The organism is Teichococcus aerophilus, assembly GCF_014490485.1.
GTDB classification, from domain to species: Bacteria; Pseudomonadota; Alphaproteobacteria; order Acetobacterales; family Acetobacteraceae; genus Pseudoroseomonas; species Pseudoroseomonas aerophila.
The window spans coordinates 47,151-58,671 of record NZ_JACTVA010000001.1 but is presented as its reverse complement, the minus strand read 5'-3'; the positions used below and the strand labels follow the sequence as shown (position 1 = coordinate 58,671).

10 protein-coding genes are annotated in these 11,521 nt (G+C 68.6%); 6 read left to right on the top strand and 4 right to left on the bottom strand.

Annotation, left to right across the window (positions count from 1 at the left end; all coding sequences use genetic code 11):
* Positions 1-73 precede the first annotated feature (73 nt).
* Positions 74-964 carry a LysR family transcriptional regulator gene (locus IBL26_RS00260; RefSeq protein WP_187782432.1) on the bottom strand — a complete coding sequence of 297 codons (891 nt, stop codon included), beginning with the start codon at positions 962-964 and terminating at the stop codon, positions 74-76.
* Between the two features lie 220 nt (positions 965-1,184).
* Here IBL26_RS00260 and IBL26_RS00255 point away from each other — a divergent pair, with 220 nt between their 5' ends.
* From IBL26_RS00255 to IBL26_RS00240, 4 genes are all read left to right on the top strand, one after another.
* Positions 1,185-1,793 (top strand): (2Fe-2S)-binding protein, encoded by a 609-nt coding sequence (locus IBL26_RS00255; RefSeq protein WP_187782431.1) that lies wholly within the window; start codon positions 1,185-1,187, stop codon positions 1,791-1,793.
* Positions 1,794-1,796: 3 nt separating this feature from the next.
* Positions 1,797-2,780, top strand: a complete 984-nt coding sequence (locus tag IBL26_RS00250; RefSeq protein WP_187782430.1) for an FAD binding domain-containing protein — start codon at positions 1,797-1,799, stop codon at positions 2,778-2,780.
* Positions 2,777-4,951: a xanthine dehydrogenase family protein molybdopterin-binding subunit gene (locus tag IBL26_RS00245; protein ID WP_187782429.1), complete on the top strand. Its 2,175-nt coding sequence runs from the start codon at positions 2,777-2,779 to the stop codon at positions 4,949-4,951. The genes IBL26_RS00250 and IBL26_RS00245 overlap by 4 nt, the downstream gene beginning before the upstream one ends.
* Positions 4,952-5,101: 150 nt before the next feature.
* The gene (locus tag IBL26_RS00240; RefSeq protein ID WP_241748810.1) at positions 5,102-6,097 is read left to right on the top strand and encodes an amidohydrolase family protein; all 996 of its coding nucleotides are present in this window, start codon (positions 5,102-5,104) and stop codon (positions 6,095-6,097) included.
* A gap of 144 nt (positions 6,098-6,241) precedes the next feature.
* Here the strand turns inward: IBL26_RS00240 and IBL26_RS00235 are convergent, their stop codons facing one another.
* Both IBL26_RS00235 and IBL26_RS00230 read right to left on the bottom strand, forming a co-directional pair.
* The gene (locus IBL26_RS00235) at positions 6,242-6,769 is read right to left on the bottom strand and encodes a DUF421 domain-containing protein (RefSeq protein ID WP_187782428.1); all 528 of its coding nucleotides are present in this window, start codon (positions 6,767-6,769) and stop codon (positions 6,242-6,244) included.
* A 384-nt stretch (positions 6,770-7,153) separates the two neighbouring features.
* The gene (locus IBL26_RS00230) at positions 7,154-7,378 is read right to left on the bottom strand and encodes a hypothetical protein (RefSeq protein WP_187782427.1); all 225 of its coding nucleotides are present in this window, start codon (positions 7,376-7,378) and stop codon (positions 7,154-7,156) included.
* A 226-nt stretch (positions 7,379-7,604) separates the two neighbouring features.
* Between IBL26_RS00230 and IBL26_RS00225 the strand changes: the two genes are divergently transcribed.
* Positions 7,605-8,402, top strand: a complete 798-nt coding sequence (locus tag IBL26_RS00225) for an N-acyl amino acid synthase FeeM domain-containing protein (protein ID WP_187782426.1) — start codon at positions 7,605-7,607, stop codon at positions 8,400-8,402.
* A 153-nt stretch (positions 8,403-8,555) separates the two neighbouring features.
* Positions 8,556-9,230, top strand: a complete 675-nt coding sequence (locus tag IBL26_RS00220; RefSeq protein WP_187782425.1) for an OmpW/AlkL family protein — start codon at positions 8,556-8,558, stop codon at positions 9,228-9,230.
* Between the two features lie 9 nt (positions 9,231-9,239).
* On the opposite strand, the gene IBL26_RS00215 is transcribed toward IBL26_RS00220, so the two are convergent.
* On the bottom strand, positions 9,240-11,486 hold the full coding sequence (locus IBL26_RS00215) for a putative bifunctional diguanylate cyclase/phosphodiesterase (protein WP_206684101.1): 2,247 nt from the start codon (positions 11,484-11,486) through the stop codon (positions 9,240-9,242).
* Positions 11,487-11,521: the final 35 nt, after the last annotated feature.

Genomic DNA, 11,521 nt, shown 5'->3' with positions numbered 1-11,521 from the left:
GGAGACAGCGCCTGCCCGCGGGAATTCGCGGCTATCGCGATCGCAGCACGCCTGCCGTCGTCGGCTGCGCCCCTCAACCCTGATATGGCCGGAAGACCTGGATCACCCAGTCCACGAAGACCCGGACCCTCGGGGAAAGCTGTCTGCTCTGCGGATACAGCGCCGATACCGGCGTGGGAGAGGGTGGGAAATCCGGCAGCACCTCGACCAGCGTACCGGACGCGAGGTCCGCCTCCACCCCGTAGCGCGGCACCTGCAGCAGGCCATAGCCGAGCCGCGCGAGCGCCACGGTGGTCTCGGATGCCGTGACGGTAAAGCGGCACGGCAGCTTGATCTCCACCTGCCCGTCCCGCGTGAACTCCAGCGGCAGGACATCGCCAGTGGCCGAGGACAGGAAGCCGATCATCTCATGCCCCGCCAGATCGTTCGGGGTGCGCGGCGTACCGTGGCGCGCCAGATAGTCCGGGCTCGCCACGGTTGTCTCCCGCAGCAATCCCAGCCGGCGGACGATCATGCCGCTATCGGCCGGGGTTCCGGCGCGGACGACGCAGTCCACACCCTCGCGCACAAGGTCCACCAGGCGGTCGCCCTCGCCGATGCGCAGCGCGATCTCGGGGTAGCGGGTCAGGAAGTCCGGCAGTGCCGGCAGGATGATCTGGCGGAACATGCGGCCGTGCACGTCGATGCGCAGCAGGCCGCGGGGCTTGCGGTCGGAGAAGCTGCCTTCCGCATCCTCGACCTCAGCCAGAATGGCCAGGCAGCGCCGGTAATAGGCTTCCCCGTCCAGGGTGGGCGATACGTGGCGGGTGGTCCGGTCCAGCAACCGCACGCCAAGCCGGGCTTCCAGTTGCTTGATCGCCTCGGTCACCGTGGATCGCGGTAGGCCCAGGTCGACCGCGGCGGCACTGAAGCTGCCGCGCTCCACGATGCGGGCGAGAAGCCGCATGACGTCCAGCTTGTCCATAGTCGATTGTTCGCTCCAGACGAATCGTGATGTCGATTTCGGGTGAATTGTGCCGTCCTGACGAAGATGTACGCTTTTCCATGATGTGTGGAGTGGAGAGATGCGCGACCACGACAATGCGGCAGCACCGACGGGTCATCGAGCCCACGCCTTACCGCCGGGCGATATGGCGGCCGCCCGGCACCGCCGCGTGACCCGACATACAGCGGAGGAAACGACGATGGACGATGACCCGGCCGGCGTGCCCCCGGCCATAAGCCCCTGCCTCACTCGGCGGGAGGCCGGCCTGGGCGCCGCCTTGGTGGCCGGCCTGGCTCCGGCGGCGGCGCAGGCGGCGCAGGCCACCCCCGGCGCCACCTTGCGGCTCGTGCTGCGCGTGAACGGCAAGGCCGTGGACACGATGGTGGACCCGCGCACCTCGCTGCTGGACCTGCTGCGGGAACAATTGCATCTCACCGGCGCCAAGAAGGGCTGCGACCACGGCCAGTGCGGTGCTTGCACGGTGCATCTGGACGGCCGCCGCGTCGCCTCCTGCCTCACCCTCGCCGCCAAGGCGCAGGACCGGCGGGTGCTGACCATCGAGGGGCTGGCGCCGCCGGGCGGCGCGCTGCACCCGATGCAGCAGGCCTTCATCGATCACGACGCCCTGCAATGCGGCTACTGCACCCCGGGCCAGGTCATGGCGGCGGTCTCCTGCGTGCGGGAAGGCCACGTCACGGACGCGGCGCAGATCCGTGAGTATATGAGCGGCAATATCTGCCGGTGCGGCGCCTATACCGGCATCGTCGCCGCCATCCAGGACGCCGCCACACGCATGCGGGAGGGCTGAGCGATGCAGCGCTTCACCTACACCCAGGCGCGTTCGGCAGAGGCGGTGCCCGGCACCGGGGCCCGCATCATCGCCGGTGGCACCACCCTGTATGACCTGATGAAACTGGATATCGAGACGCCTGCCGCGCTGCTGGACGTCACGACCATCCCGGGCCTGGACGGCATCGCGTTTGCGGGGGATGAGCTGGTCTTCGGCGCGCTCGCGCGGATGAGCGATGCGGCCGAGCACCCGGAGGTGCTGCGGCGCTGCCCTGTGCTGGCGGAATCCCTGGCCAAGGCGGCGTCGCAGCAGCTGCGCAACATGGCGACGCTCGGCGGCAACCTGTTGCAGCGGACGCGCTGCCCGTATTTCCGCAACGGTGCCCATTATCCCTGCAACAAGCGCGCGCCGGGCAGCGGCTGCGCGGCGCTGGAAGGGCTGGACCGTGGCCATGCGTTGCTCGGCGGCAGCGAGGCCTGCATCGCCGTCTATCCCGGTGACTGGGCCGTCGCGCTGGTGGCGATGGACGCGACGCTGGACCTGCTGGGGCCGCGCGGCGCGCGCAGCCTGAAAGTGGCCGCGCTGCACCGCCTGCCCGGCGACGCGCCGCAGCAGGAGACGGTGCTGGAGCCGGGCGAGATGATCCTGCGCATCCGCGTGCCCGTCGGGCCGATCGGCCGCGCATCCACCTACCACAAGATCCGCGACCGCGAATCCTACGCCTTCGCGCTGGTCTCCGCCGCCGTCGCGCTGGACATGGAACAAGGCGTGGTGCGGGAGGCGCGCATCGCGCTGGGCGGCGTTGCCACCCGGCCCTGGCGCGTGCCGGAGGCCGAGGCGGTGCTCGCCGGCCGCCGCCTGGATCGTGCCCTGGCCCTGGAAGCCGGGCGCGCCGCCTTCGCCGCGGCCCGCCCCGGGCGCCACAACGGCTTCAAGGTGGTGCTGGGCACCGAAGCCGTGGCCGACGCCGTGATGATCGCCGCCGAACGGAGCCAACGTCCATGAGCGAGAACACGTTCCCCGACCGCGCGCGGGTCGATGCACGGGACAAGGTGCGTGGCGCGACGCGCTACGCCGCCGACACCCCGCTGCCGCGCCTGGCGCATGCCATGACCGTGCCCTCCCCCATCGTGCGCGGCCGCCTCACAGCCATCGAGACCGGCGCGGCGCGCGACATGCCCGGTGTGCTGGCGGTGCTGACCTGGCGGGACTTCGCCGGGGTGGCATCCGCCGGCTACCTGCTGGGCGGTGGTCGTGCCTTCCAGAGCCACCAGCCCATGCTGTCGGACCGGCTGGTGCATCGCGGCGAGCCCGTCGCGCTGGTGGTGGCGGAGACGCTGGAGACCGCGACCGCGGCCGCCGCCCTGGTGCGCGCCACCTGCGAGGCGGAGCCCTTCGCCGCCGCCCTGGGGGAAACCGGGGAAGAGGTGACGCCGCCGCAGCAGAGCTACAATGTCGGCGATGCGGAGGCTGCCTGGACTGCCGCCGCCACGCGCGTGGACGCCGCGTACAGCCACCCCGCGCAGTTCCAGAACCCGATGGAGCTGATAGCGACCGTGGCCGAATGGCGCGACGGCGTGCTGTCCATTCATGAGGGATCGCAGAACGCGGGCGCGGTGAAGTTCGGCCTCGCGGCCGCCCTTGGCCTCGATCCCGCGCAGGTGCGGGTGGACAGCGCCCATCTGGGCGGCGCCTTCGGCCAGAAGAACTCAATGCAGTTGCAGACGGTGCTGGTGGCGCGCGCCGCCATGCTGCTGGGCCGCCCTGTGAAGCTGGTGATGCCCCGCGCGCAGTTGTTCCACACCGCCAGCTTCCGCCCGGCCAGCCGGCACCGCGTCCGGCTCGGCGCCGACGCGCAAGGGCGGATGGTTGCCGCCGTCTATGAAGCGGACATGCAGAACAGCCGCGCCGATACGCTGCGCCCCACTTTCAGCGAGATCACATCCCGCCTCTACGACATCCCGAATTACCGGAGCGCGGAGCGGCTGGTGCGCACCGACGTGCAATCCCCCGGCTATATGCGCGCACCCTTCGAGCACCCCGCCGCCTTCGCATTCGAAAGCGCGGTGGACGAGCTGGCCCATGCAACCGGGCAGGACCCGCTGGCCTTCCGGCTGGCGCATGAGGCGACGCGCGACCCGGTCACCGGCCGCCCCTTCTCCTCCCGCCTCCTGGCCGATTGTCTGCGCCAGGGCGCGGACCGCTTCGGCTGGGCGCGGCGGACCCCGCAGCCGGGGTCCATGCGGGACGAGAACGGCATGCTGGTTGGCTGGGGCGTGGCCAGTGGCGCCTACAAGGCCGCCATGTCCCCCGCCATCGCACGGTTGCGGGTGCGGGCGAACGGCACCACGCGCCTGTCCGTCAGCGGGCATGAGATGGGCCAGGGCATGCGCAACGCCATCCTGGCGACGCTGATGGCGCACCTGTCGATCGACCCGGCGCGCGTCGATATCCGCGTCGGCGATACCGAGGCCGTGCCCCAGCACCTGACCGCCGGTTCCTGGGGCACGGCCAGCGCCATTCCCGTGGTCCGCCAGGCGGCGCTGGAGGTGCGGCAGCGCCTGGCTGAGCTGCGCGGCAGCCGGCAGATGCGGGGCGACCTGCACCAGATGCTGGCCCGCCTGCGCCGCCCGCACATCGAGGTCGAGGTGCGGGGGCACGCGCCGGGCCAGCCCGATGCCGTCTTCGGCCGGTTGCAGAACGGGCTGCCGGCAGCCGGCGGCCCTGAATACCCTGACTTCGTGAGCTTCAGCTTCGCGGCCCATTTCGTGGAGGTGCGCGTGGAGCCCACCACCCGCCGCATTCGCGTGCCGCGCGTGGTCAGCACGATCGATTGCGGCCGCGTGGTCAGCCCGCGCACGGCGGATAGCCAGGTGCGCGGCGCCGTCGTCTGGGGCATCGGTGCCGCGCTGCGCGAGGCAGCGGAGATCGATCCGCGCTTCGGTGGCGTGCTGAACAACGACCTGGCGGAATACGTGGTGCCGGTGAACGCCGACATCGGCAGCATCGATGTTGGCTTCATCGACCGGCCGGACCTGCTGCTGAACCAGGCCGGCGTGAAAGGGCTGGGCGAGGTCGCCATGGTGGGCGTGGCCGCGGCCATCGGCAACGCCATCTTCCACGCGACGGGAAGACGGCTGCGCGAACTGCCGATGCGGATGGAGCACATGGTGTAGCCGGGGCGGGCGTGGCTGCTTCCCGCCATGCTCGCCCAGATCCATCGGTAGGGTCAGGCGCCGCGGAGAATGAAGGCTGTCGACCTTCCCGCGGACCCTTGGCATGCTCCCGCAAGCGCCGGCTGAAACAGGCGCGATGGGAGAAAACGAATGGCTCATCCTCAGTCTCGCCGCGCCATCCTGGGCGGCGCCGGGCTGGTTGCCGCCGGGTGCGTGCTGCGAGGCGTCTCCGCCAGCGCCCAGCCTGTCGCCGGGGCGACCGACATGGTGAGAGGGGTTGCCGGGCCGGTGAAGTTCTCCACCGGAACGGCGCCCCCGCGCACGCCCGCGCCCGCCCTGGCGACGGATTGCCACCACCACGTCTACGATGCCCGCTTCCCGGCCGACCCGCGCACGCAGTTGCGGCCGCCAGATGCCTCGCCGGAGGATTACCGCGCGCTGGCGCGCCGGCTTGGCACCCAGCGCTCCGTGCTCGTCACGCCCTCGACCTACGGCACCGACAACCGGCTGCACCTGCAGGCGATGCGGGAGCTGGGGCCGGAGCGGGCGCGGATGGTCGCGGTCGTGGATACGAGCGTGACGGACGCGCAGCTGCGCGAGATGCATGAAGCCGGGGTGCGTGGCATCCGCTTCAACCTGGTGCAGGCGGGCGTCACCACGGTCGACATGCTGGAACCGCTGTCCGCACGCGTGCAGGCGCTGGGCTGGCACACGCAGATCCACATGCTGGGCGACCAGATCGCGGAGCACGAAGCCCTGTTCATGCGTCTGCCCGCCCCGATCGTCTTTGACCACCTGGGCCGCATCCCGATGGACAAGGGCGTGGAACATGCCGGCTACAAGACGGTCCGGCGGCTGATGGAGCGCGGCAGGACCTGGGTGAAGCTCTCCGGCGCCTACATGGACACGAAGGTGGGGCCGGCGGGCCGCTGGTCCGATACGGTGCCCGTCGCGCAGGGTTACGCGACGGGCGCGCCGGAGCGCTGCGTATGGGCGAGCGACTGGCCGCATGTCACCGAGCCGGCCGAGAAGCCCGATGACGCGGCGCTGTTCGACCTGCTGACCGACTGGGTGCCGGACGAAGCGGCACGCAAGCGGGTGCTGGTCGATAATCCAGCTACTCTGTACGGCTTCGCGAAGGGCTGACCGTGCTGGCCCGTGCTCCCCTCAGCACGGGCCAGGCGGCCTCCCGCCTCCAGCTTCGACAAGCACCGTCTGGCCTGACGAGGGCTTGCGGCGGCGGAGTGCGCGGTGTGAAAGGCGCGGATCAGCCGGTGGGGTGGCGCGTCTCTAGCGGCCGTCGCTGCCAGCGCCGTGGACGTCCGCCAGGCTGCTGGTGCCGCCGGCCGCGTTGGTGTCCCGGATGACGCTCAGTGTGCCATCCGTCTCCAGCACCACGGCCGCGACGTGTTCGGCGCTTGCTGCGCCCGCGCTGCGGATGGCGGCCAGGATCTCGGCCCGGGTGAGTCGCTGGGCGCGCAGCGCGGTGTCAAGAAAGCGGCCACGGTGGAACAACAGGGTTGGCTCGGACTTCACCAGATCACTGAAGCGAGGCCAGCGGACCGAGAGCCAGGCGACCAGATATTGCAGGCTGACCAGCAGAAGAAAAGCAACCACGCCTTCGAGCAGGACGACGGACTTGCTCAGGATCACGGTGGCCAGTGTCGAGCCCAATGCCACGGTGACGACCAGGTCGAAGGCATTCAGCTTGGCCAGTGTTCGCTTACCGGACGTGCGCAACAGCACCACGAGCGCCGTGTAGGCAAGGGTTCCGACCACCACCACGCGGAGCAGGGCGAACCAACTGTCGAAAAACATCCAGTCCCTCATCTCCTGAGCACGCCTCGGCACGGACACGTCCGGGCACCTTCCTAGAACCAGTGGTCGCGGCGGTTTGTTGCATCCGGACATGCGGCAGCCGGGGTTAGCCGGTGCTTCGGCCCGCCTGCTGCGGCATCGGTCGTTCGGGATTTTTCAAGCTTGAGCTGTCGCCGGGCTCGCAGCGTATCGCTGTGCCGCACCGTTCTTCACGGCACTGCCGTAGGCCCACTCGCTGGTCTTCGTCCGGAAGGGATCGGCCTGCGTAGCACCTGCGCCTGGAGGGCTATGGCCGCTTCCCCAGCTCCACAAGCATAAACGCCGTTAGTGAACAGGGGCACCATGACGCTGCCCCGGGCGACCAGGGGTGGCCAGGGCAGACAGTCAGATCCTCGCCAGCTTGGCGAAATCCGCGTCAAGCTCCAACTGGGCCTCGTCGGGTTCGAGGAAGCCAGCGTCGACGACGCCGTTGCGCCAGCCATGCCAATAGGAGCGCGTCATGTCCTTCGCGCCGACCAGGCCGGCCATCCCGTCCATATAGCCGATCAGGACGTCCGACTCATCCAGCGTCCGGAAATCCGCGACGTCCCTAACCGCCTCGAGATTCACGTCATCCCCTTCACATTAGGCCACGGCGCCGGGCTTACCCGGTCTTGGCCGCTTCCGACACTCCATCGGGGCATGCCCTGACATCATTCGGTTTTCAGGCGCGCGACGGTCGAAAGGCCTGCTCCCGGCCGTTGGCGTGAGGTGTGCGGAAGCGAGCGTAGTGGTGCTTTGGCTGCGAACGCTAGTTACCCTCTGCCTGCGGCAAAAGCCCCACAGGAGAGTAACGATGCTTCAGCACGATAACGAGACCATCCGCCCTGAGTCCATGACGTTGGCGACTGCGGCGGGAGTATCCCAAAGCGCGCTCACCCAGCCAACCCCACCGCGGGAACGGCATATCGTTACCGGGACGTCCGCCCGGGGCACAACCTATGCCGCGCGCCTGGCGGTATCGGCCAAGGTCCGGGAAGACGCCTACCGCCTGCGCTACCGCAGCTACTTGGCCGGCGGCTTCATCCGGGAGAACCCGGCAGGCCTGTTCCACGATCACTACGATGACATGGCGAACGCGGACACGGTGGTCCTCTACAGCGACGAAGTTCCCATCGCATCCGTCCGCGTCTGCCTGCTGGAACGCGGTACCAACTACACGTCCCCCGCCATGGATACCTTCCCCGAGGAAGTCGGCGCCCTGCTGAACGCCCGCCCGAATGACGCCTTCGCCGGCCGGGCCATTGAGGTAACACGCCTCGTCCGCAGCCCGGAGGCCGAGAACAACCAGGGGCTGATCTTCCTGCTGTACCGGCTGGCCGGCTACATCGCGCTCTGCCACCACACGCAGATCTTCCTGGCCTGCGTCCGCTCCAACCACGCGCCATTCTACAAGCGCCTTGGCTATTCGGCCGCGTCGGAGCCGAAGCCCTATCCCGGCCTCAGCTGCAAGATGCTCCTCATGGCGAGCGACCGGCGCCGCTACGACCAGATCCGCCTGAAGGTGCCGATGATGGACCCGATGGGCGACACCACCCACAACCTCGAAGGCTTCTACAAGGGCGAGCCTGTGTGGCTCACCCTCACCCGTTGAGCCGTCACCGGGTCGTCCCCTGCAAGGGACGACCTTGGCCGACGGCGGCGTATGTAAATATCGGGGGATTTTTAAAGGTTAAGGATACGAATATCGTTTCCAGATACGTTCGGCGTATGGCACAACCCGCGCACTGCGTTCAGGATGCTGATAGTGCCGTCCAGCATACGCCTTCCCCACCTTCTTGCTTTCGCCCTCGTCACAGCCGCCGGCATCCTGCCAAGCCCAGGCTTCGCCCAGGAGATGCAGGAGGGCGAGCGGCCCTTCTTCCTCAGCCTGGGCTACGGCCATGCCACCTACAGCACGACGGGTCGCGCCTCCGTGGCGGGCCAGCCGCTGGATGGTGCGCGCGTGGCGCTGGGCGGCGTTTCCTTCGCGGCCTTCGAGGCAGGCTGGAGATTCGCGCCCAACTGGAGCGTGTCCGTCCTTGGCGGATTGCCGCCCACCGTGGCGCTGCATGGCCGGGGGGATTTCGCGGCCCAGGGCGTGCTGCGCAAGGTCACCTATGGTTCGGTGATGTTCGGCGCCCAGTACTACCCGTTCAGGCTGGGGCGGTTCGAACCTGTCATCGGTGCCGGCATCAGCTACACGGCGATCTTCCGCACCCGTGGCGGCTCGATGTCCGAGCTCAACGTGGCCGATAATGCCGGGCCCTATGTGCAGCTCGGCGGCCAGTTCCATGTCACCGAGAGCGTCTCCGCCTTCCTCGATGCCCGCAAGACCTGGCTCTCCTTCGACGCCAAGGGCGTGGCGGGTGGTGCCCCGGTGCGCGTCGGCATCGATCCCGACCCGATTTCCGTCACGGTGGGCCTGACCTACCGGTTCTAGCCCAAGCCGTCAGGCCAGGTATTCGACCCGCGTGGCGGGGGGCGACGGCGCGGGGCGGCCCAGCAGGTAGCCCTGGGCGAAGCGGATGCCGTTCTGGTTGAGCCATTCCATCTGGCTCGGCTCCTCCACCCCTTCGGCAACCACGTAGATATTCAGGTCCAGGGCCAGGCGCGCGATCATCCGATAGATCATCGCGACCTTCTTCTCCGGCAGCTTGCTGGTGAAGGCGGCATCGATCTTGATGCCGTCCACCTCCACCTCGTGCAGGTAGGTGAGGGACGAATATCCCGTGCCGAAATCATCCAGGATCAGCTTCGCACCCTGGCTGCGAATGCTATCGAGCTGCCGCAGGGTCTTGTCGTCCTGGTCCAGCAGGACGTTCTCGGTGATCTCGATGCCCAGCCGCTCCGACGGCAGCCCGCTTGCCTCCAGCGCCTGCGCCAGGATCTCCGGGAAGCGGCCCGAACGGAGCTGCCGGGGCGAGAGATTGACGTTGACCTGGATCGGCGTGGTCCAGGTCATGGCGTCGCGGCAGGCGGTCCGCAGCACTACTTCGCCCAGCTCCTCCATCAGGCCGCAGCGTTCCGCCGTGCCGATGAACTCGCTGGGCGGGATGCAGCCACGGGTCGGGTGGTTCCAGCGCACCAGTGCCTCGGCCGAGACGATCCGGTGCGACTTGAGGTCGACGATCGGCTGGTAGTGCACCCCGATCTGGTCCTTCCGGATGGCCTCGGCCAGTTCGGCCTCGCGGGTGATCAGGCTGTGGTGCTCTTCCTCGATCCAGCGCTCGAACAAGCAGGCCTTGCCCTTGCCCTGCTCCTTGGCCTTGTAGAGGGCGAGATCGGCCAGCATCATCAGCCGCTGCGGATCGTGGGCGTCCTTCGGGCAGGCGCTGACGCCGATGCTGGCGCCCGGGTGGATCTTGATGCCGTCCACCGCGAAGGTCTGCCCCAACTGCTGCGCCAGCCTCTCGGCCACCGCGAGGCCTTCCTCCCCATCCGCGCCCATGACCAGCAGAGCGAACTCGTCGCCACCCAGCCTCGCGCCGGTATCCTGCGGCCGGATGGAGTGGTGAATCCGGCCGGCGATGCTTTGCAGCAACTGGTCGCCAGCATGGTGGCCGTAGGTGTCGTTGATGCCCTTGAAGTTATCCAGGTCGATGAAAACGAGCGCGAAGGAACGCTTCTCCTTGCAGAGATCCGCGACGACCTCGACAAAGGCGCGACGGTTGAGCAACCCGGTCAGGCTGTCGTGCCTGGCCAGGAAGTTCACCTTCTCACGGGCCTCGTGCTCGGCCGTCACGTCGCGGCCGATGCCGCGGAAGCCGGCGATCCTGCCCCGGTGGTCATAGACGGGATGGCCGGTGAGCCGGGACCAGCGGACGCCATGGGCCCCTTCGTGGCGGACCAGCATCTCGCGGAAGGCCTGGCGGTCCTGGAAGCAGCCGGCCAGGTCCTGCCGGTTCCGGTCCTCCGCCCCCTCATTGTCGCGTACAGTGGAGACGAGGCCGGCCAACTTGCGGCCATTCAGGATAGCCGGCGCCAGCCCGACGGCTTCGGCCATCCGGGGCGTGGCTTCGGCGATCCGCCCATCGCGGTCGGTCTGCCACAGCCAGTCGGGCGAGCCCTGCTCGTACTCGCGCAGGAACACGTTGACGGTCTCGATCTCCCGCTGCAGGGCGGCCCTGGCTTCCGAGCGGCCGCTGAAGGTCATGTTGGTGAACATGATGCCGATGGCGGCGTAGCAGCAGAACGAGATGAAGGCCGTCGCCGAGAACATGTCGGCATGCGGCATGACCAGGCAGACCGCGTAGATCGACAGCAGGGCATTGGGGATGAAGAACCCGAAGGCCACAGCCATCGGCACGCTGATGATGGGCGTCGAGACGACGCCGGAGGCAAGGCCCAGCAGCAGGACGGTCTGGTCCGCCGTGCCGTTGAGCGCGAAGAGGATGATGGTCGTCCCCCACGCGAAGCCCAGGCCGGTGAACAGGGTCTGGGCCTGCGAGAGAAAACGGTAGTCGTCCCTCTCCCGCTTCCATCGCAGGGCGACGCGGAGGATGGCCGCGTAGAGCAGGAGGATGGCCGCGACCATCACCATCATGAATGGGTCGCGCGATACGCCGAAGGCGATCGAGTTGACGACGACGTTGACGCAGCCGGTGGCCGAGAACAGCTTGCAGAGCAGGAACAGCAGGTTGCACTGGTCACCCATGACCGTTGCTTCCTGCGCATTCGCCGGCGGCCGGACGACCATGACGTCCTTTATCCGGCCGAGGATGCCCCGGATCC